The organism is Sphingomonas immobilis (assembly GCF_030580995.1).
Classification (GTDB): Bacteria; Pseudomonadota; Alphaproteobacteria; order Sphingomonadales; family Sphingomonadaceae; genus Sphingomonas; species Sphingomonas immobilis.
Genome location: NZ_JAUQSZ010000003.1, coordinates 22,520 through 47,698 on the forward strand (window position 1 = coordinate 22,520; position 25,179 = coordinate 47,698).

Annotated in this window: 21 protein-coding genes; 9 read left to right on the top strand and 12 right to left on the bottom strand. The window is 64.3% G+C overall.

Annotation, left to right across the window (positions count from 1 at the left end; all coding sequences use genetic code 11):
* Positions 1 to 189: 189 nt before the first annotated feature.
* The 5 genes from Q5H94_RS05315 to Q5H94_RS05335 are packed head-to-tail and all read left to right on the top strand — an operon-like array spanning position 190 to position 5,532.
* Complete coding sequence (locus tag Q5H94_RS05315) at positions 190 to 2,052, top strand: hypothetical protein (protein WP_304560202.1); 1,863 nt, start codon at positions 190 to 192, stop codon at positions 2,050 to 2,052.
* Positions 2,052 to 3,254, top strand: coding sequence for a conjugal transfer protein TraN (traN, locus tag Q5H94_RS05320; protein ID WP_304560203.1), 1,203 nt, complete (start codon positions 2,052 to 2,054; stop codon positions 3,252 to 3,254). Before Q5H94_RS05315 ends, traN begins: the two co-directional genes overlap by 1 nt.
* A complete protein-coding gene (locus Q5H94_RS05325; protein ID WP_304560204.1) occupies positions 3,229 to 4,089 on the top strand; it encodes a type-F conjugative transfer system pilin assembly protein TrbC in 861 nt (286 codons plus the stop codon). The genes traN and Q5H94_RS05325 overlap by 26 nt, the downstream gene beginning before the upstream one ends.
* Positions 4,064 to 4,657: a S26 family signal peptidase gene (locus Q5H94_RS05330; protein ID WP_304560205.1), complete on the top strand. Its 594-nt coding sequence runs from the start codon at positions 4,064 to 4,066 to the stop codon at positions 4,655 to 4,657. The genes Q5H94_RS05325 and Q5H94_RS05330 overlap by 26 nt, the downstream gene beginning before the upstream one ends.
* A complete protein-coding gene (locus Q5H94_RS05335; RefSeq protein WP_304560206.1) occupies positions 4,654 to 5,532 on the top strand; it encodes a conjugal transfer protein TraF in 879 nt (292 codons plus the stop codon). The genes Q5H94_RS05330 and Q5H94_RS05335 overlap by 4 nt, the downstream gene beginning before the upstream one ends.
* A 311-nt stretch (positions 5,533 to 5,843) precedes the next feature.
* Here the strand turns inward: Q5H94_RS05335 and Q5H94_RS05340 are convergent, their stop codons facing one another.
* Positions 5,844 to 6,047, bottom strand: a complete 204-nt coding sequence (locus tag Q5H94_RS05340; RefSeq protein WP_304560509.1) for a DUF5818 domain-containing protein — start codon at positions 6,045 to 6,047, stop codon at positions 5,844 to 5,846.
* A gap of 76 nt (positions 6,048 to 6,123) precedes the next feature.
* Positions 6,124 to 7,125 carry a GSU2403 family nucleotidyltransferase fold protein gene (locus tag Q5H94_RS05345; RefSeq protein ID WP_304560207.1) on the bottom strand — a complete coding sequence of 334 codons (1,002 nt, stop codon included), beginning with the start codon at positions 7,123 to 7,125 and terminating at the stop codon, positions 6,124 to 6,126.
* 570 nt (positions 7,126 to 7,695) lie between these two features.
* Between Q5H94_RS05345 and Q5H94_RS05350 the strand changes: the two genes are divergently transcribed.
* Positions 7,696 to 8,295 (top strand): hypothetical protein, encoded by a 600-nt coding sequence (locus Q5H94_RS05350; protein ID WP_431312141.1) that lies wholly within the window; start codon positions 7,696 to 7,698, stop codon positions 8,293 to 8,295.
* Positions 8,296 to 8,393: 98 nt separating this feature from the next.
* Positions 8,394 to 9,773: a conjugal transfer protein TraH gene (locus Q5H94_RS05355; RefSeq protein WP_304560208.1), complete on the top strand. Its 1,380-nt coding sequence runs from the start codon at positions 8,394 to 8,396 to the stop codon at positions 9,771 to 9,773.
* Positions 9,774 to 9,789: 16 nt separating this feature from the next.
* Here Q5H94_RS05355 and Q5H94_RS05360 read toward each other — a convergent pair whose 3' ends face one another.
* Together Q5H94_RS05360 and Q5H94_RS05365 are read right to left on the bottom strand one after the other, a co-directional pair.
* Positions 9,790 to 11,121 carry a type II toxin-antitoxin system HipA family toxin gene (locus Q5H94_RS05360; protein WP_304560209.1) on the bottom strand — a complete coding sequence of 444 codons (1,332 nt, stop codon included), beginning with the start codon at positions 11,119 to 11,121 and terminating at the stop codon, positions 9,790 to 9,792.
* A gap of 1 nt (position 11,122) precedes the next feature.
* Positions 11,123 to 11,389, bottom strand: coding sequence for a helix-turn-helix domain-containing protein (locus tag Q5H94_RS05365; RefSeq protein WP_304560210.1), 267 nt, complete (start codon positions 11,387 to 11,389; stop codon positions 11,123 to 11,125).
* A gap of 370 nt (positions 11,390 to 11,759) precedes the next feature.
* On the opposite strand from Q5H94_RS05365, the gene Q5H94_RS05370 reads away from it, so the two are divergent.
* A complete protein-coding gene (locus Q5H94_RS05370; RefSeq protein WP_304560211.1) occupies positions 11,760 to 15,410 on the top strand; it encodes a conjugal transfer protein TraG N-terminal domain-containing protein in 3,651 nt (1,216 codons plus the stop codon).
* Between the two features lie 13 nt (positions 15,411 to 15,423).
* On the opposite strand, the gene Q5H94_RS05375 is transcribed toward Q5H94_RS05370, so the two are convergent.
* From Q5H94_RS05375 to Q5H94_RS05395, 5 genes are all read right to left on the bottom strand, one after another.
* A complete protein-coding gene (locus Q5H94_RS05375) occupies positions 15,424 to 15,873 on the bottom strand; it encodes a hypothetical protein (protein WP_304560212.1) in 450 nt (149 codons plus the stop codon).
* A gap of 190 nt (positions 15,874 to 16,063) precedes the next feature.
* Entirely contained in the window at positions 16,064 to 16,993 is a 930-nt protein-coding gene (locus Q5H94_RS05380; RefSeq protein WP_304560213.1) for a nucleotidyltransferase and HEPN domain-containing protein, read from the bottom strand.
* A 253-nt stretch (positions 16,994 to 17,246) separates the two neighbouring features.
* Entirely contained in the window at positions 17,247 to 18,323 is a 1,077-nt protein-coding gene (gene rsgA, locus Q5H94_RS05385) for a ribosome small subunit-dependent GTPase A (protein ID WP_341850088.1), read from the bottom strand.
* A gap of 250 nt (positions 18,324 to 18,573) precedes the next feature.
* Positions 18,574 to 18,894: a hypothetical protein gene (locus Q5H94_RS05390; protein ID WP_304560214.1), complete on the bottom strand. Its 321-nt coding sequence runs from the start codon at positions 18,892 to 18,894 to the stop codon at positions 18,574 to 18,576.
* A gap of 97 nt (positions 18,895 to 18,991) precedes the next feature.
* Complete coding sequence (locus tag Q5H94_RS05395) at positions 18,992 to 19,672, bottom strand: UPF0149 family protein (RefSeq protein ID WP_304560215.1); 681 nt, start codon at positions 19,670 to 19,672, stop codon at positions 18,992 to 18,994.
* A 194-nt stretch (positions 19,673 to 19,866) separates the two neighbouring features.
* Between Q5H94_RS05395 and Q5H94_RS05400 the strand changes: the two genes are divergently transcribed.
* Positions 19,867 to 20,241, top strand: coding sequence for a hypothetical protein (locus Q5H94_RS05400; RefSeq protein ID WP_304560216.1), 375 nt, complete (start codon positions 19,867 to 19,869; stop codon positions 20,239 to 20,241).
* Between the two features lie 337 nt (positions 20,242 to 20,578).
* Here Q5H94_RS05400 and Q5H94_RS05405 read toward each other — a convergent pair whose 3' ends face one another.
* The 3 genes from Q5H94_RS05405 to Q5H94_RS05415 are packed head-to-tail and all read right to left on the bottom strand — an operon-like array spanning position 20,579 to position 25,167.
* Positions 20,579 to 22,087, bottom strand: a complete 1,509-nt coding sequence (locus Q5H94_RS05405; protein ID WP_304560217.1) for an acetyl-CoA acetyltransferase — start codon at positions 22,085 to 22,087, stop codon at positions 20,579 to 20,581.
* Positions 22,088 to 22,096: 9 nt separating this feature from the next.
* A complete protein-coding gene (locus tag Q5H94_RS05410; protein ID WP_304560218.1) occupies positions 22,097 to 22,903 on the bottom strand; it encodes a crotonase/enoyl-CoA hydratase family protein in 807 nt (268 codons plus the stop codon).
* Positions 22,900 to 25,167, bottom strand: coding sequence for a CaiB/BaiF CoA-transferase family protein (locus tag Q5H94_RS05415; RefSeq protein WP_304560219.1), 2,268 nt, complete (start codon positions 25,165 to 25,167; stop codon positions 22,900 to 22,902). Before Q5H94_RS05415 ends, Q5H94_RS05410 begins: the two co-directional genes overlap by 4 nt.
* Positions 25,168 to 25,179 lie beyond the last annotated feature (12 nt).

Consider the following 25,179-nt stretch of genomic DNA (forward strand, 5'->3'; position numbering starts at 1 on the left):
CGCCAAGGCCCTTGCGGCTGCCGACGGGTGCGCGGGGTGGGAGCGGCGCCGTTCTCCCTCGGCGGCGTCGCTCCACCTACGGTCAGTGCGGTCGCCGCGCCCTCACGATCCGGGGCCCCCTCCCCGTTCCGGATCGTTCTGGCGGCCGCACTGGCCACCACGGCCTTTTCGAGCGCAAACGCGCAAAGCATGGAGGACCGCGCGCGCGCTGCCGCCACGGCGTCGCGGGCCAAGACCAGCGACAGCGATACCCTACGCCAGAATTACGTGACGCCGGGGCTCGCCGGCCAGCCGATCTCGACGATCGACAGCAGCAAGAGCTTCAACCCGAATCTGAGCTGCCAGAAGACGGCGACGCTGATGGAGGTCATCGTGCAGCCTTCAGGCACCGGCGATCTCGGGGCGGTCAAGATCGCGCGCGATACCGATCTCGATGGTACGGTCGACACCCAGACGAGCCTGCCGGTTCCGGTCTCGGGGATTTGCGCCAATGGCGTGATCGCCTGCATGCCAGGAACCTGGAACCAGTGCCGCTATTTCCGCTGGGCAGTCGATGCGAGCGGGGCGCTGACGCTCAAGGAAGGCGAGATGACCGAGCTCGCCGGCTGCTATTGCATCAACAACAGCTGCGGTTCCAACCTCGCCTGGAACAACCTGCCCTCGGTGCTCGGCGATCTCGGCGGCGGCATGGTCGGGGCGCTGACGACGGCGGATCCGCGCATCGGCGTGGCCGCGGCGCAGGTCGACGGGCCGGTCATCCGCTATGTCGGCGCCCAGACCACGGCTTGCGCGGCCGACAAGACGCTGCCGCAGTCGGCCTATCTCGCCAATCCCGTAACGCTGGCGGGCGATGCGGCCGTCGCATCGAGCGGCAGCAGCGTGTTCCAGGCACTGACCAATTCGCCCGCCGGCCTCGGCAAGGTCCGACAGCTTCGCGCCTGCACGATCGAGCGGCAGGTCATGGTGACCAAGCGATCCGTGCCCGAGATCATCGATCGCATTTCCGGCGGCTACAACACCGTGATCCGCGGCAGTTCGGTCGACTTCTATCTCGGCGAGCCGCGCGACAATGTGAACCATGGCGGCAATTGCGGGCTGATCGATTTCAAGATGACGCTGCAGGTCGACGCCCCCGAACGGATCGTGGCGGCAGGGCTCGTCTATCTCGCCGCCGACGACTGGGCACAGTTGCGCGTCGATGGTCAATTGATCGCGTCCGGCGAATGGCCCTGGCTCTCGAACGGATATCCGCCCGGCGATTGCGAACAGGGTCGAACCTTCGAACAGCGCCCAAATATCGATCTCAAGCCCATGCTTACCAAGGGAAATCATGAAATCTGGCTGCGCCTCGGCGTCGGCGATGTCGGCGAGGGCATCGCGCAGATCCATGTCGACACCGACACCAGGTGCCAGAGTACGGAGCGGGTGGTCGATCAGTGCGGTGCCATCGCCGGAGACGCCCGCTGCCATCTCGACACCGAGACGGTCGACGGGGTCGATACCTTCCGGAACGGGGTGAAGACCGGCCTTACCCCCCTCGTCCAGACACGCGTGCTCGGCTCGGCCGAATGCCCGGTCCAGCTCACCCGGCCGTTCTTCGAGCGAAATCGCACCTATGCCTGCACGCTCGACAGCAATGCGATGGCAGAGCCCGATCTCAGCCGTGGGACCTACATCCTCGACCATTCGACAGAGACCATCCTCGCGGACCAGACGCGGGCGGCGGACGGCACCGTGGCCGTGTCCACCCGGCCGTTCACCCTTCCCGACCGCGGGACGGTCCCGGCGTGCGAGCCGATCTGCAAGACGCGCGCGCCGAGCGCCAATACCGGCGCGGCGCCGGCGGGCGTCGTCGCCAGCCAGCAGAATGCGCCTGCGAGCCACGACACCTTCTATCACGTCTGTTCGGCCGACAATGTCTGTCCGCTCGAGCCGGGTGAGGAAATCGTCTCGGCCTGCGGTTGCCTCGACGATTTCCCGGAAGCCGTGGCGATGATGCAGGCCGTGCGCCTCGCCGGCGCCGACATGACCTGCACGACGGCGGTGCGATGATGCGCGCGCCTTCGCTTGCTTTGCTTGCCGGTCTTGGTCTGCTCGGCCTCGCGGTATCGGCTCATGCCGCGACTGCCATGCCGCAACGAACGCTGCCGACGGAAATCCGCGAGCCGGTCGAGCCCACAGATCCGACCGGGCCGTCCGATCCCGGATCCCCGTCGAACAAGGGCGGACCATCGAACCCTGTCACCGGACAGCTCTGTGCCGCCGATCTCAATGGCAACGGTGACGCAGCGGATCCGGGCGAGATCGCATCCTGCGATCGGACGCAGGGCGGAGCCCCGCAATGTCCCATCGGCCGTGTCGCCTGCATCGCCGACGAGACCGGCACATATGGCTGTCCGATAGGGCCGCAATATGCCTGCATGACGCCAATCGGCGGCGGCAACCCGCAATGCTCGTCCAATGCGTGTGCGGACCCGGCGATCACGCCGTTTCAGGAAACACCGCCGATCAACGATCCCGGCGCGCCTGCCGACGGCGCGGTCGATGCCGAGGGCAATTGCACGGCCAATATCGAGATCTTCGGCGGACGCGGCATGCGCTGCCGCCCGCCCGGCATCGCCAACACCTTGTCCAACTGCTGCAAGAACAAGGACAGGATCATCAAGGACGGCATGGGGTCGAAATTCTCGTCGCTGAGCCTCAAGATCCAGGTCATCAAAGGCGTGTTTCGCGGCGTCAGCGCAGCGTTCCAGGCGTTTCGTGCAGGCGCGACTGCCGGCGAGGCCGCCAGTGCCGGGTTCAACGCGATCATCGGCGTCGACCCGACGTCGATCGCGATCAACCTCGCCATCAACTTCCTGATCGAAGTGCTTCTGCAGGGCTGCGACCAGGAGGATATGGAGACGGGCATGCTGCGCAGCTCGGGCATGTGCCATGAGGTCGGCGCCTATTGCACGGTGAGCTTTCTCGGCCTGTGCCTGCAACCGGCGCGCGGCAATTGCTGCTTCAACACCAAGCTCGGGCGGATCATCCAGGAGCAGGGCCGGCCGCAGCTTAAGTCGTTCAACGGCATCGGCTGGGGCACGCCCGAGCATCCGGTGTGCCGCGGCTTCACGCCCGAGGAATTCCAGGCGCTCGATTTCAGCAAGATCGATCTGAGCGAATATTATGCCGAGATCGAGGCGCGAGCGCAGACGACGATCCAACTCGAGATGAAGGACCGCGTCGATGCGTACCTCCAGATCATGCACTAAAGTGGGCGCCGCGCTGGCAGTCCTGCTCGCGAGCGCCGCGCTTGCGCAACAGCCGGCCGCTACGGGCCAGGACGCGCGCGCGGCGATCAGCGCGGAAGGCAAGGCCGCGATGGAGCGGCTGCGGGCAGCCGCCAAGCCCGCACAGGACCAGCTGACCGGGCCGACGCTGCCGAAACGCACCGATGACCCGGCCGCGAGGCGGGCGTTCGAAGGCTTGCGCAAGCGCGCGGCGGCCCCGGCCCTTGAGGCCCGTGTCCGCGGCGCCCTCGACGCCGGAGAGGCGCGGATGGCGGCCGAGCGCGAGGCCATGGCATCACGGCTGCGCCAGGCGCTCGGCCTCGCAGCGCCGGAGATGGCGGCGATCGCCAAGGCGACCCCGGCGCCCGGGCCCAAGACCTGGGTACCGCTTCTGCTCGTCTCCTCTTCAATGCCGCTCGCCGAGCTGCGTACTTACGCGCAGCAACTCGAACGCGTGCGCGGCGTGCTTGCCTTTCGCGGCATGCCCGGCGGTCTCGCCAAGGTCGGACCGATGGCAAAGCTCTCCGCCGATATCCTGCGCATCGATCCGGGCTGCAGCGGCCCGGCGTGCGCGATGCGGGGAGTCCAACTGATCGTCGATCCAATCGTGTTTCGCCAGCACAGTGTCACGCGCGTGCCGGCGCTCGCCATGATTCCCGGTGATCCGACCCAGGCCTATTGCGAGCGGGAAGCCGAAAGCCCGCGCGCAAGTCACGTCGTCTACGGCGATTCCGCGCTCGCCGGTCTGCTGGAAGAATATGCGCGCCTCGGTGGCAAGGAGGAGGTGCGCGATGCTCAGTCTCTGGCGGCTCGCTAGGGCAGCCGCGCGTCGGGTGCGCCGCCTGCCCCGCGAGGCAGCGGACGCGCTGGGCGGGCGCCATCTCGGCGAGGGCGCGCGTTCGGATCGGCTGTACCTGGCCATCCTCATCGTCACGCCCATCACTGTAATCTGCTGGTGGCTGCTTGGACAGGTCACGATCGTGATGAGTCCCTCGATCGAGGCCATGGTCGTGCGGCCCGATCCCGGACCGATCGCCAAGGGCGATTATGTGATGTTCACGCTGTCGCACGCCCTGGCGGGTGCGGAGCCGGTCAGCGTGACGAAGCATGCTCTTTGCATGCCGGGCGAACGGCTCAACATGATCGAGAAACCCTCGAGCGTGTCGCGCAGCGAATGGGACGGCTGGTATTTCTGCAACGGCGTGCTCCTCAACGTCAGCAAGCCGTTCGCACGCGACGGGATGCACCTGCCGCATCTCTTGTGGGCAGGCCCGATCCCATCCGGGCTGGTGTTTGTCGGCTCGCCCAGCCCGAACGGTTTCGACAGCCGCTATTTCGGGCTCGTGCCGCTGGCGGCGCTGACCCGCGCCAGGAGGCTCTTATGATCCGTTCCCGCGCCGTGGCGGCGCTGAGCGGGTTGGCGGTCACGGCCTTGCCGGGCTGCGCCCTGGCGCAGGCCTCCGCCCCTGCTCCGCCCTATATGAACTACAAGCACGGCTATTGGTGGTATGAGCCGCCCAAGCCTCCCGAGGCGAAGCCGGTCGAGCCTGACGCCGTCCAGAAGCCAGTCATCCCGCCAATGCCGGAGCTTGCGACCTGGACGCCGCCCCGGATCCGCAAGCTCATCGAGCAGCAGCGCGACTATGCGGCAACCGTGCTGACGGTGGAGGCAGTCGCCGACTTCTGGAAGCTCGAGGATTTTGCCCGGCGCAAGGCGCGCGCCTTTGCAGGCGTCACGCAAATGGCGATGCTGATCCATCCCGAGCTGAACGCGAAATCCGCCAACCCGATGGTCGGCGATGCGCGCGCAGCCCTTGGTGCGCAGAAGGATGCGGTGCGTCAGACCTATTTGCGCGCGAAAGCCGGCGAGTTCGCGCTGGTCATGTTCTCCCGGTCGTCCTGCGCCTACTGCAGGGTAGAATGGCCGATCGTGCAGCGCTTTCAGGACGAGATGGGCTGGCAGGTGACGGCGATGGACCTCGATCGCCGCCCGGACCTCGCGCAGCGCTTTGGGGTGACGGTGACGCCGACGACGATGGTGATCCGTCGCGGCAGCCAGCAGCGGATGACGATCGCCAACGGCGTCGAGGATTATCCCAATCTGGCGCAGATGGCCTATCAGGCAGTGCGGTTGCTGAGCGGCGACATCAAGCCCGAGCAGTTCATGACGGGGCCGGGCGAGGATGGCGGCTTCTTCGACGCCTTGGCGAATGGTCCAGTCGCCGCGGCGGAAGGCGAACGGAATGGCCCGTTACCGTAAGCAGAATGCTGGCGCCGGAATGATTGCTGCTCGCTTCGCGCGCGCTTGAAATCCCAAGCGTCCACAACCAGATCCCTCTCATCGTCAACAGTGGAAAGGAGGTGGTCAGATGTCTCATTGTCATATGCCGATCGCGGCAGGAACTTCGAGCTTAGCCTCCACCGCGGGGGTCCAGTTCGCCTAAGCCGTTCCGCGTTCGCTGGACAATGGAAAGGCCGTCCCGGCAGCGGGACGGCCTTTCACATTCTGGCGCTTAGGAACTTGGGCGCAGACGTGTCGCACGGAACGCCGAAGAATACTGGTGTCGGCAATCAGGCGGGCGCGACACCATCCGCGTTGACGATATTGTCGCCGACCAACGTGCCAATCACCCGGACACGCTTTTCGACATGATCGATCGGCACGCGGTGCAACTCGAGCTCGAAGCGTCCGCCGGCATCGCGCCGCAGAAAGAACGCTCCACCATCCCGAATCAGCGTGCCGGTTTCGTTGATGCGGGTTCCAATGCTGGCCATGGCCAGATGGTATCCCCTGCCCCGCTTCAGGTTCAAGGGCATGTTCGCAAACTTCTGTAAATAGCACCGCGCCCGCTTACCAGGACGGCAACACCGGCGGTGGTCGTTGCGCGCTCCATGCTGCGAAAAAGGGCGCAAGTTCGCCCGGCAATTGGGCCTCGAACCCTGCATCGAGCGGGTATTGTGGCATCGCTTCAGCGACCGCGTCGAGCAGCAGCATGCCCTGTTTGTGATCCTTGGGCCGCTTCTGCGGGTTTCGCTTCTTCTGCTCGGCCATCCACAGCTTCTGGAGCGCGAACCAGCGCGGGTCTGGCGCGATGATGCGCGCGGGCGAGCCGTCGCGGCAGACGACAACATGACTGACCGGCGTGCCCAGTAACAACCATTCCTGCTCCGGAAGCGGCACAGGGCGTGGTCGATCGGCCCGCGCCATCGTGCCAGCCCGCGAGGGCGCGACGAGGATCTCGACTTCGTAGGCTTTTGCGTTGCGGGCCTGGAAGGTGCGCTCGGTGTTGACGGTGAATGTCGGATCGACCGTCTTAAGGAGATCCCAGACACGCTGATCTTCCGCTTCCCGCTCGGCTGCCCAGGCAAGATCGAGGTCTTCGGTCTCGTCCGGAAGCTGGCGGATGAAGCCGTTCGCCTCGATCGCATAGGCTGTTGTCGCGTTCGTGCCGATGACCAGGAGATCGGACCCAAGAAGCGACCGTCGATCGGCTTCGCGCAGGATTGGCCCGGCCGCGCTGGCAAGCATCGGGAGGCGGAGCGCCCGGTAGAGCCGCGCACTTTCGGCGAGTGTGCCGGCAGCCCCGTCCCGTCGCAGTTTCGCGTCGGCCTTGGCGGCACGATAGGCGCCGAAGCGCGCTTCCTGCGCCGCAGACCACGGCCCAAGGCTCTTTCCGTTGCCGCCGCGATCATGGATTTCGTAGAGATAGGCTTTACCGGCAACCTCCTTGCGCCGGAGGTCATAGGGCATTTGGTGCAGCGTCTGTTCGGCAGACATCCAGGCGTCGTAGCGCTGGTGCAGATTGACAAGCAGCCTCGCCTGTTCTTCCGTGAAGGGTGTGACCGTCCGCATCATTATCCCACATAGCACGGAAGGATAAGAACGTGGGATAATTACCATCTGAGCGTTAAAACGCGTTATCGCTTTACGCCTACTGTCCCGCAAAGGGGACGTTCTTCACTTTGTGGGATAAATGGCGATAGAGAGGCGCGCTGCCACATCTACTGCAGCGCATCCCGTCGCTCGATGTCCCATCGTTGCGCGATCTCGGCGGCAGCGGCCCGAACATAAGACGCGCCCTGCGGCACGAGTTGCGCAAGCGTCCATTGGACACCGGGGCCCACATCGGGCGCCGCAAGAATGCGGATGCTGGGCTGCGTAATGTCACCCGCCCGCCGCCACGTCGCTAGGGTCGAGCGCCCGCACGCGCAGCTCGCCGACCGGCTCGAGCATCGAATTCCTGACGATCTCCGAACTGTGTGCAGTCCCCCCGACGAGCGGTCGCCGCTTCAAATTGGCTTGAAGTGCAGAGGGCGTCCCTTGCCCCAAGACGCGACGCCGGTGCCCTAGCGGCACGTTATTGCCCACCGCATTGTCCAGCCACGGACGGTGTCGCATCCCGCCGGCATGAGCAGTCCCTTCATGTCCGTCTGGCCGGTCGTGCGCGCCGTGCCCCTGACTATCCTTTCCGGCATCGGTGCGACCGCGCTTGTGATGCCGAACAGCGCGGCGGCGCAAGCCGATCGCACGGCGGCGGCCCGTGCGGCAGTCCATCCGGTCCAGAACGAGAGCGCCCTGAAGCTGTGGCTCGGCCGCGTTCCGCTGACGCACGCCTTCCCGCCCGATTTCGCCGACACACTGAAGGGTCAGGCGCCGCTCTATCTCATCGAGATGACAACGGCGCCGGGCTGTCTCGCCTGCGCCGATCTCTGGGCAGCTTTGGGCGCCCTGCGCGTGCGCTACGGATGGCAGGTCCGCACGATCCCCGGCGAGGAGGCGATGGTGCGGTCAGGACGGCTCGGCTTGCCCTGGGTCGGACACCCGGTCGCCTGGGTCCGGCCTGTGGCCGACGAGACGCGGCTGATCCCGATCGCGGTGGGCACGGATCACCCCCTCAATCTCGCGCGCAACCTCTATCTTGCCGCCAAGATGCTGACCGGCGTGCGGCCTGCGGTCGCCGTACGCGCCATGTCGAAATTCACTGGAATCGTCAGCCCGGTCCGCGAGGGCGTTTCCCGATGAGCCCCGCGATCAGAGGTAAGGCCTTGGGCATCTGGCCTTTGTCCAAAGCGTTGCGGCCGCCATCCGCGCTCGTGAAGTTCGCAGCCTGGCTAGTCTTGATGGTGGCCGTATTCGGCGCCTCGCCCGCGAGCGCCCAAGGCTGGGCCGAGAGCTGGTTCGACAATGTCACCTACACGAGCCCCGGCAGTTTCGAGGATCAGACCCGCGGCTATCTGACCGCCGGCGGCATGTCGGGGCGCGTCGACGTCCACAATGACTATCTGATGTCGCTCTCACTCCCCAAGGTGAAGGCGGGCTGCGGCGGCATCGACATGTTTCTGGGCGGCATGTCGTTCCTCGATCCCGAATATCTCGTCCAGAAGCTCGAGAGCATCCTGCAGGCAGCCCCCGCGGTCGCGTTCCAGTATCTCCTTGAGACGCTCGACGAGAAGATGGGCAACATCATCTCGAAGATGGAGGCCGCGACCAACTTCCTCAACTCGATCCAGGTCAACGACTGCCGCATGGCGAACCGGCTCGTCCAGATCGCCAAGGGCGATGATAATATGTCCGGGATTATCGAGGAGATGACCGGCTATCGCTCTATCAAGCAGGGGTTCGCCAAGAGCTTCCAGCAGAGCCGTGAGAAGATCGAGGCCAACAAGAACAATCCAACCGAGGATCTGAAGGACGCACTCAACAATTGCCCGGCCGAGGTCACCGACATCTTCCGGACCGGCTCCTTGCTGGGCCATGCCGCGGCGCGCGTCGGCGCGGGCGACTGGGCGGGCGTGATGCGCGCGCGGGTCGGCGACATCTACATGCGCTGGGATCCGACCGACAAGGTGCCGCTCTTCTCGGCGATCCCGGCGTGTCCCAACCAGGATACCGAGAGCGCGCAGGATTTTCTGACCGGCCGCGTTCAGACCCGCGCGCTCAATGTGCCGAGCTCGCCCGCCGACTGCCGGCAGGACGGCAGCGGCAAGGGCGCGCTGATCCTCGCGCGCAACCGGATGCAGTCGATCGCGGTCAAGATCCGCACGCGCGCGACGCTGGCGCCGGAGGAGAAGCAGTTCGTCGCCAATGTCCGCACGCTCCCCATCTACCGCATGCTCGAATGGGGCGTGCGCCAGGGCGTGGTCGACTCGGTGGTCGGCGATACCGACGAACTGGTGGCGCTGACCCTCGCCTATCAGATGCTCAACGACCTCACCCGCTCGATCGACTTCGCGGTCAGCAATGCGGAGCGCGGCGCGACGGTCGCGGGAGCCTCAGCGCCCGACAGTCCAAACATGTGTCAGACCAAGATCCTGACCAAGGGCCTCGAGCAGCTGCGCGACCTGCGCGACGAGGTGCTGCGCCAGCGCGCGCAGATGCGGCAATCCTATATGGCCGCGCTGAACGCGGCGAACCTGTCAGCGTCTTATGCGGGCCTTGTGCGCCAGCGCGACCGCGATGCGCGCGATGCCGTCGGGACAGCCTCAACCCGAACCCCTTGATATCGACCGGGATGCGTCACTCAAGCTCGGCAAAGGCCGTTTCCAGGCGGTCCAGACGACCCGCGATCGCGGCTTTCACAGTGGAATGGACGTCGTCCTTGAAGTCGTCGGGCATCGCGCCCCTCGCGAGGTCGGCGGCGGTGGCGGCCTTTTCGCGAACTTCCGTCACTACCTTCCTGATGACGGTCGGCCCCATGCCAGCGATCTTCGCGGTCTGCACGAAATGCCGCCCCAACACCTCTTCCATGCGGTAGTGGCGATTCTTGCCGGCCGACATGGCCAGACGGAAACGCTTGCGATCCAGCTGTCCGCGATCGACGGTCCCCTGCACCGTCAGCACGTCGTAAAAGGGCGTGAGCCTGAAACCCCCACCGGGGCGCAAAAACAGGCTGAAGTTCTTGGCATGCCCATCCGTCGCTCCGATCAGCCAAAAGATGATCTGGCTGGCGAGGAATGCAGCCTGGTCGGCGGTTGAATCATCGCTACCGCCGAGCAAGCGGATGATAGCGGCAGCCGTCGGGCCGCCCTCGTTCTGGTATTTCTGAGATGACGGTATGCCGAGAGCCTGACAGCAATCCTCCTGGGGAAGGCGCAGGAGCCGGCCATCCGCGTGCCATTGCCGGTCGAAGCGTTCGACGACCAGCACGCGGCGCTTGCCAAACGTCGCGATCTCGGTGCGGGCGACGGGCAGCCCGAACGCGCTCATCAGGGCAAGGCAGTAATGCTCGTTGTCGACGCTTGCGGTCATGTCGATCGTACCGGTTGAGGTGGGAATTTCTCCGAGCTGAGGCTTCAGGATGTGCGTGGTCGGCGTTGTGCCGGTCGGCCGCACCCATGTGTCGTTGTGGCGCAGCAGCGCTGTCTTCTCCTGGGCTCCCGCGATCGAGATGCGGAAGTCCTGGTCCGGATTGATGCCCAGCGGCGCGCCTTTGAGGCCCGCAAGGATTTTCTCGATATCGTCGTCATTCACCGTGCCGCCCTGGACGGCATCACCGGCATTGAAGGCCTCGCCCTCTGGCAGGAACTGCATCGCCCCGACGCAGTCCCGGCCGATGCGCGCGAGCAGGCTGTAAGGATCTGTTCCGTCGGCGCCCGTGCGCTCGGCGACACGACGGCGGATATCGCCGCTGTCGGGCAGGAGATTGTCGAACACGGCCAGAACCGGCGCACCGCGATAGGCAGCCGCGCGAAGCGGCAGCGACAGCGATGCGGCAAAAGCGTGCTGCCAGTCGAGCCAACTCTGGTCGTATTGGAACATTATGGCGCCGCTCGACTCTTTGGAGAGCCGGCCGACATGGCGACTGTTGATCAGCACGTTCAGGGGCGCGTGAGTCTTCTGCCGCGACATATCAGAAGATCTCACCGATATCCGCGCCGCCCTTGTCGCGGGGTCCGATCCGCATATCGAGATCCAATGCAGCCAGAATGCCGAACAGGGTCTCGAGCTTCGTGCCGAGCTGACCGCCTTCGATACGCGAGATGGTTTTCTGGCCGGTTCCAACCAGGTCCGCCAGGGCTTGCTGCGTCAGGGCGCGATGCACCCGCGCATTGTGGATGAGGGTGCCGAGCTGTTTCGAGGATCTTGCGAGGTGGGTCATGGGGATGCCTTTCAGCATCCATATACCCCGCAGGGAATAAAATTGCAATATACCTTGTGGGGCATATTCGGGAATTATACCCTATAAGGCATAATATCTACTTATGCCCTATAGGGTATAACGCTCCAGCTTCGCGCAATCACAGAAGTGTCGTATCGCGAAACTCGACCTCGCCGCCTCAGATCGCGACATTGCGGGACATGTACCGCAAGGGCGCCGCGAACGGCACTTCAGTGCCCTCACGGTGGCGGGCGCAGTTCCGCTCCGCCAGGCTCCACGGACCATTTTTCGAAAGGATCGAGTTCATGCGCCCGTCGAGCTGGACGGTGGCCCGGCCGCGTCGTGCGCCTTCGGCGCGCTTGGTCCTGCCGGCAGCGAGAGCCTGACCATGGAGACCAGCTTCCACACCTATGATGGCTTCGCCGAGACGGTCGAGGCGTTTCGGCTCGTCTCGATGATCTTCGCTGATCCCCGCTACGAGACGCTCGTGCTGATCATCGCGACGGTCGGGATCGGACTCGGCGCACTGCTGGCGAGCGTTCGGGGTTCCGGTGCCGGCCTGATGGCGTTCGGGTTCCAGATCCTGGTCGGGATCGGCCTGTTCGTGGGCCTCGTGAGTGTGACGGGCACGGTCCATGTCTACGACCGGGTCAGGAACGCCTATCAGCCGGTCGGCGGCGTGCCGGTGCTGCTCGTGCTCGTGGCCGGCGTCACCAATCTGATGGAGCGCGCGCTGGTCGAGACGATCGACGACAACACGCTCGATCCGAATGCCAAGATCGAGTTCGGCGCGGGCGGGCACAGTTTCGACCTGTTCCTCAATGCCGTCTCCCCGCGCGGCCCGATGACCGACACGTTTCTCGACGCGACGATCAAGGACTATGTCCGCCAATGCTATCCAGTCGCGCGCGTGTCGCCGGCCTACGGCGTCGACGACGACAAGCTGTTTCGCACCACCACCGATCTGCCGGCGGCGTTCGCCGCGATGGCCGGCCCCTCGACCTTCTCGACCGTCTACACCCAAGGCGACAAGGGCGGCACGACGGTGAGCTGCGAGGAAGCCTGGACGCTGATCAACGAGCGCCTGTCCGACCCCAATCTGTTCGATGCCTACACGAAGCAGATCTGCGGACAGACCGGGTTCGACACGGCCGTCCCGGCGCAGCTCCAGCGCTGCCGGTCGCAGCTGGGCGACATGGGCCAGATGATGCTCTCGCGCCCGCTGTCGACCCAGGGCCTGTTGACGCACATCCTGCTCGGCAATGCGGTCGGCGACGTGCTGTTCGAGGATTCTCCGGCAACGGCCGCGCGGGTGATGGCGAACCGCGCGGTGATCTCGAGTGGGCTCTCGACCATGTCAGCCGCCAACGAGTGGATGCCGACGATCCGCGCGACGGTCTTCGGCATCATGCTGTTCATGGTGCCGATCGCGCTGCTGTTCATCCTCACGCCGATCAATCTGCGGGTCGCGAGCTTCGCGCTTGGCCTCTTCGTGTTCGTGGCGCTGTGGGGCGTGATCGATGCCGGCATTTACCAGCTGTCGCTCGGCCGCGCGATGGGGGTGCTCGGCGAGATGCGGAGTAACGCGCTCGGCGCCAACGCCTGGTTGATGGCGCCCTCTGCCGCCATGAAGGCGCTGGCGATCTTCGGCACGTTCCGGACGGCGGCGGCAGGCCTTGCGGGCGCGTTCGTGTTCACGGTGTTCCGCTTCTCCGGCAACGTATTCTCCTCGCTCACCGGCGGCGCGCTCGGCGCGGTCGGCCAGGCGAGTGCGGCTGCTGCCCCGCTTGCGACATCCGAAGGCTATGCGAGCGCGCTCGAGGCGCAGGCGTCGGCCGCGGGGACGCGCGCCCGGGCGGGCGCTGCCAGCAGCTTCGGGGATTTCGGGGAGCGGTCGAGTTTCCAGCAGACCCGCACCTTTGGGGAGACGGGCACGATCATCGGCGAGGGCTCGGGCCCTCCCGGGGGGACGGCGCTGGCAATGGGCGGGATCGATGGTGCCCGGGCACTCGGTGGCCTCGCCCCCGCCATGGGCGGCCGCGACCTGTCCGACCCGGCGGTCGCGCGTGCGGTCCAGGCCAATGCTGCAACGGGCGCAATCCACCAGTTCGCCGAGAAGGACGCGCTCAGAAGCCTTGGCACGACCTATTTCGGCCAGGGCCAGCAGGGCGAGAAAGCGTTCGCCGCCTTCGCCCAGAACATGGTGCAGTGGCGCGCGTTCGGCGACGAGCGCGCCTACGACATGATGCTCTCGGGCGCGCAGCGCCATTTCGAGCGTAGCGGCTACGATGCCAAGGATGCCGCGCTGAAGGCGTCAGGCGTGATCGGCGAGGCGCAAAGCAATCCCCTGTTCGCCAAACTCACCGCCAATGCGTTCGACCAGGAGCAGATCCTCACCAACGAGCTGACCGCCGCGCAGGTCCAGGTCGGCGCGATGGCGGGGCGCCGCGATTTCGCGGGCGCGGATGTAGCCGGCGTCGAGCGCCGCAACGTCGCGACCGAGCAGGCGAGCCGGAGCGGCACCAACCAGGGCCAGCGCGACGCCGCGCAGATGCTCGGTCTCCCGGTCCAGGAGACGAGCCGCCGCATCGGCTTCATCACCGCGCTCTCCGGGGAAGCCCGCTCCTCCGCCCTCACCCAGCTCGCCCGCGCGACCGGCCGCAACGAGGCGCAGGTGCTGAAGGCGATGGAGACCTATAGCGCCGCCACCCAGCTTGGGACGGCGGACGGTGCGACCGCGGAGGCCGCACGCGAGGGCACCACGGTCTACGGACGAAGCAGAGACACGGCGGGCTATGACTTCGCCGAACGGGCCGGCAAGCTCGATGCGCAGAAAGAGACCGGGCTCGACGGCACGCGGAGTGCCGCCCGGATCGGCGAACAGCGGCGACAGGCCGACAATGAGGGGTTCGCGGCGGGCGCAGAGGCGGCGGGCATGTCCACCCGCGAGGCCGCGCGTCTCGACAGCTTCATCCGGACGCTCGGCCAGGCGGCGGGCAACCAGGTCGACATGGCCGAGGGCGGTGCGCAGGGCATTGCGGACCGCGCCAGAAACGACCGCACGACCAGAATCGTCGACAGCGAGCGGCTGTCGCGCATGCAGGCGCTGCTGCGGGCGAACGGGGTCACGATGACCAAGCGTCAGCTGGCGATGGCACAGAATGGCGACCTGGCGCTTAACGTCAGCCCGCAGGTGGCAAGTCAGCTTCACAAGGCCGGTCTTATTAGCGACAGCCAGTACGGCGCGATCGCGCAGGGTGGCCATGCCCGCTTCAGCTTCGCCGCCAACGACCTGTTGGTTTCGAGCAGCAGCGATTTCCAGAAATCCGCCAGGGCCGACACCAGCACGCGGTTCGAGGCAGGCAAGCAGGCCGGGCCCGACACGATCGAGCATTTCCTCGGCGGCGGCAAGGAAGGCCATGCTGCGATGGCGAACTGGCTCAAGGGCGGGTTCGAGATGGACCGCACCGGCCACTGGCGCCTCAAGCCCCAAGTCGCCGATACGCTTCAGCGCGACGTGCAGGCGGTCATGGCGCAAACGGGTTGGCAGCGCGCGCTCACACGAAGTGAGCAGCATCAGATGACGATCGGCGACGCGGTTAGCGGGCAAGTATCGGGGGGCGCGTCTGCGACTTCTTCTGCTGACGCGAAAGGGCGTTCCGTTGGCCGAACAAGAGGGAGCGCAAGCTTTGCGCTAAGCGGTTCTAGCTCGGACGCGGCGGTCAGTTCAACGGCTGCCAACGGCACGATCGACATAGTCAACTACGACGTCCGAAACGCGATCGCCGAAGCTGAGCGGATTGCTTCGCGGTCGAGCACGCCAGAGCAGGCTTTCAGTGCCGAACTGAGCCGACAAGTACTGGGCGGCAGGGGTCTGCGGAATCGCTATCTCAGGGAAGCGGACGCGGGTCGCGGCTTAGGTGACTTCTTGGCGCCGTTGTCGTCGCACGAGCAGGAACAAATCCTGAGCACTGGTCGCTTCTCCGGAGATTTGGACAACGGCCAATGGGACGGTAACCCGGAGTTCAAAAAGCGGTAGAATAATCGGCTTATCAGACCTGTCTCACCGGGTGCGCGGGATTTAACGGACTGGCCGGGTTTGTGGGGTTGGCAAGTGACAGCGGGTGATTGGCATCGATCATTATATTCGTAGGAGCATCAAAACCAAAATCGCTATCGTCGCCATCAGTGCATTCAAGTCCTTGTTCATCATCGCCAAGTTTCCAGCGAAAGAAAACGACCGCCCTGCACCAGAAAAATAACAGCGTGAAGATTATCGTTTGCGGCAGAAGTAAAGCTGGGAACATAACCCCATCGCGCCATGCCGCGATTTGACGTAGATCAGTGCTGTGGGCAGCATACTTCAAAGAACAATATACAAGGCAGGTGACCCACCAGACCTTCACATACCATGGCCGCCAAAAGAAATCTGACAGTCGTGGCCCCTCAGGATTGACGATTGGCTCATTGGCCTCCTTCGCCGTTTCGAGATCTTCGTTCACAATGCTCATCCCATCCAATCTGAAAATGACCGAGCTAATATGGTTCAGGAATGAACAGTTAAGACCGACCTTGCCCGAGAAAGGCTTTTGTGTCGACGCAAACTAGCACGATCCTGCCAATCTGGCAGAATTTGTTCTCTTTCAAACACGCAATCATTTAATCGTTCGAAGTACTAATGCCGGCCAGGCATTATATCGATTTTTTGGATAATTCAGACGTAAGCACCGAAATTTGCTCAGTGCAGATCGCGTGAACGACACGCCCGAGTTCCTCCGCGTGAGTCCCCAGCCACGTGAGTTCTTCCAAATCGATCCGGTAGTGTTTTGAATACCGAGCCTTCACGTATGCGTCTTTAAGCTTCTCAAATGCCGCACGATCCTTGCGTTTCTCTCTCGGCCAAGCTTCGAATAGCCGTCGGTCGAGACGTTCAGCCTGCGTACGAAGAAAAATGAGATTATGAACATGCGGAGTGTAGAAAGTACGGACAAGCAAAACGCAGTGGTAGAGGCGCTCTACACATTGGTGCAGTTCGAAAGCTGCCTTCTTGTATCGATGCTTTTCGGTGTTCGCCCGAAAATCGTCGAAAAATTCTGCAGCACTGGGAAACCACTCCTCGAAATATTCGCGGGCGAGCGCCAATGCCTGTTCCGGTGTTTTCGGCTTCGGCTGGTGTAGCTCGGTATCGTCAGACTGGTAGAGTGCGATACCGTCGTTCGCGATATCGATGAAAAAGTAGCGCCCGTGCGCAAGCCCATCGTTCACTTGCTGAAGCGTGTGAACGATGAAATTCACCGGAGTGTGGAGCGCTTTCGTCACGGCCAATTCGACGTTCAGGCGCTCTTCTGCTCGCGACCAATAATCCAGTCGATCGGTCAGCTCGTCCTGGTTGACGATCACAAGAAGGTCGAAGTCGGAGCGATAGGCTTTGGAGGTATGCGGCTCATCAACCCAGCCTCCCCGCGCGTAGCTTCCGTAAAGAATGATCTTGAGGATCCGCCCGTTTTTCGTGTCACCGGTCGCCAGCTTGGTGGCGTCGTGCAATTCCTCGAATAGGATCTGGACGACGCGGTCGAGCTCTCGCTGTTTTGCTGCCGGGAGATGATCAAGGTCGGTGCGCATCAGGATCTTCCTAGCCCACGATTTCGGCTCGTGCCCAGCCCCACTCCGCTTTCCCCCCACCAATGACCGCACCGGACCGCATCAAAGAGCAGACACGCAAACGCGCTCTCCCTCCCCTTCCTGGCGTCATATGGGCACTGGCGCTCGAAATAGGCTATCCGCGAAAGAGCGGGTCCCGATCGAAGCTAGCCTGGTTGCAACAACATCGGACAACACCGATCCTGACCTGACGAAGCGGCAGGCAGGCAGATGGTCATCTCTTCGTTTTGGCTTTTGCTGACCGGTTACGGCGAACCGCCGCTGTAGCGCTATTGTCCGCATTCTCCTGTGCGAGCTTGCGCCATCGCTCGAAGCGAGCGGAATCAAGATGGCCGTTCGCCATGGCGGCGCGGACCAAACATCCGGGTTCGCTCCCATGGGTACAGTTCGCGAACCGGCACGTCAGCGCGACTGCGGTTACGTCATCAAAGACTTCTGTCACGCCGGAGCTCACTTCAGACATCTGGAGCTCGCGCATGCCCGGCGTGTCCACGAGCCAGCCGCCTTCGTTCGCACCACCGGCGATGCGATGCATCTCTCGGACTGTCGTCGTGTGCTGCCCCTTGCCGTCACCTTCGCGAACGGCCTGTGTCGCGATGCTGTCCGATCCTTTGAGCGTATTTACGAGAGTCGATTTGCCGACACCGGACGACCCCACCAGCGCGACCGTCTTTCCGAGGCCGCAATACCCCGCGAGACGGGCGGCGCTCGTCGGGTCACGCCCGTTTATGAGTTCCACTCGCAACCCGGGCTCAAGCGCGCGTGCCGCGTCGACGAAACGCTCAGGTTCAGGCGACCGGTCGGCTTTCGTGAGCACAACCACCGGCTGGACGCCGGTGTCGCGCGCCAGCACCAGATAGCGTTCAAGCCGCGCGATATTGAAATCCTGATCGCAGGACGAGACGATGAAAAGCGTGTCCACGTTTGCAGCAATGAGCTGCACCCGACGCTCATCGCCCGGAGCGGGTCTCTTGAACAGGCTCGACCGATCGAGGATGCGCACGAGACTTCGTGTGTTCCGATCAACCAGCAACCAGTCGCCGACGGTGGGGCGCTCCTCTGCACCTCCTGGGACAGGGAGGCTGGACGAGATCGAGTCCTCGATCCCTTCGCCAGAGACGGTCACCATTCCGCGGTGAACTGACATCACGCGAACGGGCTGGCAATCGTTACGCTCTTCGGCGGCGACCTGCTCGCTGAAGAACGGCCTCCAGCCCATTTGGACGAGCGTTAAATCGGACGGCTGCATCATCGCGTCAGGGCGCTCATGATATGCCTGATGGATCCGCACCGGGCGTTGCCTGCTCGGCTGCCCGTTTCTCCAGCTTGGCTTGCGCCTTCTTTGCGGTCTCGACCGCCTTGGCACGTTCGCGCTCTCGGCGCTCGAAGTCGTAATTCGTTTTGCGGGGTATGTCAGTTGCTCCGGATCGGCGCGCAGACGCGAACAGAACGCTCAGCCCGGGCCGTCCTCCCCGGCTACACGGATCTCTCGTTGGCGACTAGGCTAGCAGCAAAATGCGAGCACCGCTGCGATGCGAGCCTCAGTTGCCCTCGGCGTCGACCATGAATACCACCGGCTTGCCGCGCGACGTGGGCTCCCAACCCGCCGCCAACGCGGCGCGCACACCGCGCGAGATCGTCGGGTCGTCGAGTTGGAGGCGCCCGCGCGGCAAACCTTTCAACAGCCGCTTGGGCGGCGGGAATTCGAGGTGCGCTTCGCGTTTGGCATCCCGCTGCAACAGCGAAATCGTCATGCCCTTCCACCCGTCGTCATCCGACAGGTGCGGCTCGTGCTCGAGGTGCCACTCGTAGGTAAAGCCATCGACATCTACGGTGCCGGCGGTGTTCTGAGACTTCGACATATCGGCGGACCTAGCACGTACATCTCGCGAAACCACGAGTCAGTCTTCAACCGAGGAAACGCGCAAGAGATTGTTCCGCGGGCTCAGGCGATTCGGCCTATGCGCAGCAGCGTTTGTATTTCTTGCCCGAGCCACAGGGACACGAATCATTCCTGCCGACCTTCGCGGGAATTACGGCCTTCGAGGGCGCTGCCGCCGAGACGTCGTCTCGCGCCCGCGCTGCATGGAGCCGAAGGATGCAGTCTCCGATATCTTTGGGTGCCTGGCTCTGCATCGCATTGATCTGCACGCTGTCGAGATCGCTCTCGTTGCGGGCGATCGCGATCAGGCTCGACAGACCGGAAAGCGCTTGGGCTGTCACGGGATCGGCATTCTCGGCCCAAGCAGCCCAGTCGTCCGGCCGCAACGCCACCGCATCCGTGAATCCGTCGATCCACGGCTCCCAGAGCACATCGCCGTTGCGCTCGTCGATGTCGAAGATCGGTTGCGGCTTACCGCGCTCCAAATCGCGAAGAATCTCGTTATACCGCGCCATCACGGCATCGGCGAACCATTGGACGTCGAGCGGATCCTCGAACGGTGGCGTGCCGTTGTCGATGCCCCATACAAGCTGCATCCACTCGTCTGGCGCGACAGGTTCGGGCCCGACGAGAACGCCGGTAAGGAAGCCGTCCAGCTCGGTCAGCAGCATCGGCTCGTCGAGGGGAAGATCGGCGAGCGCGCCGTCGAGGCGGCGAAATCGTGAGGGGATTTTCTTCATGGCGAGCCGTGCGATCATTGGAGTGCAAGGCGCGTCCATAGCCAGCCGACAGCGCCGAGACATGACAATTCTCTCTGCTCGATGAGCGCCTGACGTAAGATGAGCCCGCCTCGCGCACCCCTAAGGCAAAATTCGTCGGTTCGAATTCGCTCTTGTTCGCGATAGGGTCGCGCCCACAACGGACAAACCTGCCACCTTTCCGGAGACGATCAATGGCGAAAGCCACCCCCCTGCCCGACCTGACGCTCAACGAGCAGGAACTGATGGGCACCTATTCAGAATTCATGCCCGTCGTGATGGATATGCTTCAGAGCTTTCATCCCGAGACGCCCATCACCGGCGACGATCTCTACAGTTTCTTTGGTCTGTGCGTCGGTGCGCTAATCGACAATGACAGCCACATCACGACGCCGCGCGATATCCGCCTCGGCGCTGAAACCTCGGCGGTTCATGCGGTCGGGTGGGCCAAGCGCTTCCGCGAGATGCGCGGCGACGACGGGCCGAGTTTCCTCGCCTTCGTCCTGGAAGAAAAGCATAAGCTGGCCCAACCGCACGTGCATGGGCCGGGCTGCAAACACGATCACTGAGGCTGCCCGATACCAGGCCCTCCTGAGCACGTCCTACATGCCGACGTCCAGCGAGATCAGGAAGGTCTTAGCATGGTTCGGGATCACCCCGAACGCCGCGGACGACTAATTGTACATAGCTGAGCTGCCGGACGGCTTTTGGGCCGGTTCCAGACTGGCAGCTTTTAGGAAGCAAATGCGAAAAGCCGCCTTTTCTGCAATGTCGAGCAAGCGCGATCGGTAAACTCTGACTTAAGTCAAATTCATCGCAAGAGAGAATGAAATCGATAGATCGATATTCCGCGCATCTCCAAGTGAGATATATTAAAGCAGGTGACATTCTGTTCGCGCGGCAGCGTTACAGCGAGACGCCCCATATCTGGTCACCGGACTCGTCAATGACGATCACGCCAGTGCTACCAACTGGTTCAACCTGACCATCGGTCAGAAAAGCGATGCCGGCTATGTCACTCGCAGGCAGCTTGGCGAGTGTCCTCCCGCCGTCTGGCGTTCTCGCGACGATCACGCCCCATTTGACGGAGCCATCGCGTTGGTAGAGCACAGTGTACGTCTCGATCGTCGCAGCACCCTCATACGCCTCGACGATCTGCGGAACGGCGCTCCGATCGGCATCCGCCTCCGCCTGAAAGTGGAAGTCGTTGGGAAACGCCGCCGCCGCGATGGGCTCGCGCCCGATCACGATCGTATGGTTGTGCGTAGCGAAGCCGCCGTTCGCGAAGAGAAGGCCGTACCTGCCGCTCTCGCGAAGCTTCAGGACCATGCTGACGACGGCATGGCTCATGTAGTTGCCGATCGGCCCCCCGCCGAAAGTGAGCCCGCCGAACACCGTCGCAGGCTTTTCGATCGGCCAGTCGAGCACGCGACGCGCCATCTTGGGCACGCACGGGAAACAGCTGTAGAGTTCCACAAGGTCGAGATCGGCGGCCCGCATCTTATTGAGGTCCAGTGTTCGGCGAATAGACACCGCCATACTGGGGCTGCGGTCATAACGATCGCGGCCAAGCGGGTCGTCTGGCTCATGCGCGGCGGCGCCCATGCCGACGTAGATCAGTTGTGCGTCAGGAACGCCGCGCCGCCGTGCCTCGGCGAGGCTGGTAACGATGAACCCCGCACCCTGATTGACCGAAGAGTTCGCGACCATGAACTTGGTATAGGGGAATGCGATCGGCCGGTTGTCCGCGGTCGGCTCTACGATCGTCGCTACGCTCGCCGGCTTGTGAATCCATGCGCCGGGATTGGCATCGGCAACCTCCGAAAAGCGCGACCATATTTCGCCGCTTTCGTGCTGGGCTACAGCCAGCGTCTGGCCGTAGGCGGCACGTCCTGCGTTTTCGTAGAGCGGGTAGACGTCGACCGGCGCGACCAGGCCGTAGCGGCTGCGAAAGGATGGTTTTCCGCGTGACGACATCGCGCGGGACGCGTTCTGCGCCGACACGTCCGTTCCCTGTGCGGCGGCGGCGCGCTGCGCAGCCGTGCGCAACGCTTCGCCGCCCGCGACGGCGGCGATCTTGAGCTCACCGGTGCCGATGCGATTGGCGGCCTGGTTCAGCAACAGGATCGGGCTGTCGCCGCTGGCCATTTTCGTTTGCTCGCAGATCGCCGAATGCGCGCCAATCCGCTCCGCGAGGCCAGGCGCGATCGGATTGAGCGCGCGAAACGAAATCTGGTCGACGACCGCGAGCGAATCGAGATCGGCCAGCCATGTACCGCCGGCATCCTCCTCCGCCGCGCGCAACGCAGCCTCCATCAGGCCTGCGGAATCCAGGCCGGACTGCGGATCGGCAGGCCGGTCATTGACCTGCCCCACACCGACGATGACGGGAATACGCTCGGGATCGTTTCTCATGGCTCGCTCCTAACGTCCCTTCCAAACGGGCGCGCGCTTTTCCGCAAAGGCCCTCGGGCCTTCGCGCGCGTCTTCTGATCGCATCAGCGCGCCGCTTTCCTTACGCGTCTGGGCCCACGCGGTCTCATCGCTCGCGACTTTGCCATCGACCATGCCCAGCGCGATGCGCTTGCTCGCCTGCACGGACAGCGGTGCGTTGACCGCGACCCGCTCCGCCAGTTCCAGCGCAGCATCGAGCAACGTCGCCCGCGGGGCCACCGCGTTGATCAGCCCGAGGTCGAGCGCCCTGGCGGCATCGATAGGATCACCGGTCAGCAACATTTCCATCGCGATCTTGCGAGGGAGCTGCTGGACGAGCCGGAATGCCCCGCCGGCGCCCGCCAGGATGCCGCGCTTCACCTCCGGCAACCCGAAGCTCGCCGTGTCTGCCGCAACCACCAGATCGCAGGCCAGCGCGATTTCGGTACCGCCGCCAAGCGCGGTGCCGTTGACGGCGGCGATAAGCGGCTTGGAAATCGGGTGCGCGACGATGCCCGCGAAACCCCAGGCGACTTTCTCGGGATCGGCCGGCGCGATCCGCTCGCCGCGCGACAGCGCTTTGAGATCGGCGCCGGCGCAGAAGCTCTGATCGCCGGCGCCGGTGACGATCACCGCGCGCACCTCGACATCACGCTCGGCTTCGGCCATTGCTTCGCCCGCGCCCAGCCACACCGCCTCGTTAATGGCGTTGCGCGCCTCCGGCCGATTGAGCGTCACGATCATGACATTGCCACGGCGCTCGACGAGCACGGCGGGTGCTGTGGAAAGCTCGGTCATGCTGCGGTCTCCTCCGGCATCTTGAATTGCTCTAGAACGTTCGCCGCGATCAACCGCTCGATCTCCGCATCCGAAAGGCGCAGATCTTCCCGCAAGATCTTCGCCGAATGCTCGCCCATCAAGGGTGCGGGGCGCTCCGGCGGATCCGGAAGCCGTTCGGACACGATCGGCGTGGTCTCGACCTTGAATGCGCGCTTCATGTGCGGGTGCGTGACCTCCCGAAAATAGTGTCGCGCCTCGTAATAGTCGAAGCCGGGCAGCTCGGAGACCCGCAACATCGCCCCGGCCGGCACCCCGGCAGTTTGCAACACCGCAGCAGCCTCGCGCGGCGCCTGACCCGCGAGCCATTCGGCGAGCGGAACACCCCCGGTGACGGTGGCCACGGCCTGCATGTCGGCCTGATCGCGGATCGTGACGACGCACCATTCGTCGTCACCGTGACAAGGATACACGGCGGACTGGGCGGGATCCTCGGTCACGACATGCCCCGATCGCTCCAACGCATCGGCGGCGATCCGCGGTGCCATATGGCTCAGCATGACTTCGGCCTGGCTCACGCTGACCGATCCACCTTTCCCAGTCTGCAGGCGTCGGATCATCAGCGCGAGCACACCGATCACACCGATCCGTCCGGCGACATGATCCGGGTACACCGTGATCGCGTCGCTGAAGCTGTCGGGTTCGCCCGGATAGCGCCACTGCATGGTGAGGCCCGCCGAGGCCCGCACCAGCGGTCCGTAGCCAAGCCGCTTCGACCAGGGGCCCGTCGGGCCGAACGCCGAGCTGTCGGTGACGATGATGCGAGGGTTGACCGCTTTCAGCGATGCATAATCGAGCCCGAGCGACTCCAGCGTGCCGCCCTTGAAGTTCGACAGCAGCACGTCGGTCGTCTCGATCAGCTTGAGCAACAGCGCCTTACCCTCGGGATCGCGGACGTTGAGCGCAAGACTGCGCTTGTTGCGGTGCCCGGTGGCGAACGTCGGCGAGATCAGTCCGCCGGTGCGATTTTGGCGCGACCCGTCGGGAAAAGCCGCATTCTCCACCTTGATGACGTCCGCGCCCTGATCGGCGAGCAACCGGCCGCCCTCCGCGCCAACCACGATTACGCCGAAATCGAGGACCCGCAAGCCCGATAGCGGTCGATCGCCACCAGCCTCTGGCCTTGCCGGCTTCGAACGCGGCGCCCATGCAATTGGCCCGCTCGGCACTTCGGGCGCGGGGCCGTCTATCCCCATCCGCACACCGTCTATCTCCAGCACGCCATCTGGAAGCGGAGCCAGTACGCCGGCTGCGATCTCGACCGGAACGAACGCCTTGCGGGCGATCATCTGCTCGCTCTGCAGCGCTTCGTCGAGATCGAGCACCGCCGCCGTCGGCACGCCGAAACGCTGACCGGCCTCCTCCAGTTCGTACCGCGTCTTGTCAGCGAAGAAGCGCGTGATCGCCGGAATCAGCGTCGGCGACGCAAAGCGGGTTTGCAGAAGGTCGTACGAAGGATCGGCGAACGCCTCCGGTCGTCCCATCCACTCGAACATCCCACGCCATTGGCGCGCGGCCAGCACGCAGAGCCGGACGAACCCGTCCTTACACGGAATGATCGGATATTGATGGCGCGCTTCCGCCCGCCCGCGCGGCAATTGCGACGCCGGGACCCCCGCCGTCGCGCTGCCGGCGATACCGTATCCGGGATCGAGCGCTTGCGACGCCCCGTCGAGCGTCGAGAAGTCGAGATGATCGCCATGCCCCGTTTTCAGCGCGTTGTAGTAGGCCAGCAGGGCTACATACGCAGCCTGCACCGCCGCGCAGGTAAGAGCGAGATAGCCAGGCGGCGGCAATGGCTCGCGACCCGGTATGCCCGAGCGGGACAGTTCGCCCGACAAGGCGTGGTAGACCGGACCGCTGCCGACCCAGTCGCGATACCCGTCGGTATCGCCGAAATCCGAAACGCTGAGCACGACCAGCGCGGGATTGGCGGCACGCAGCGCCACCACATCGGTGCTTCCAAGCGGCGCGATCAGGATGTCGGTCTCGACGGCGAGCGCAGCGAGCTGCTCCACCGGCGCCGTACGCTTGCCGAGGTTGGCGGCGACGAAATCGAGGCTGACGCCGCCCGCCATCAATCCTTCGCGTCGGTCCTCCCCGCCGCCGGTCGGTTCGACGCGAACCACGTCCGCGCCAAGTTCGGCGAAGTGCCGCGCGATCGCCGCCATCGGGCCGCTGACCGCGTCGAGCACGCGCACCCCGTTCAGGGGCCGTTCGGTCATGTCCATGTCCCC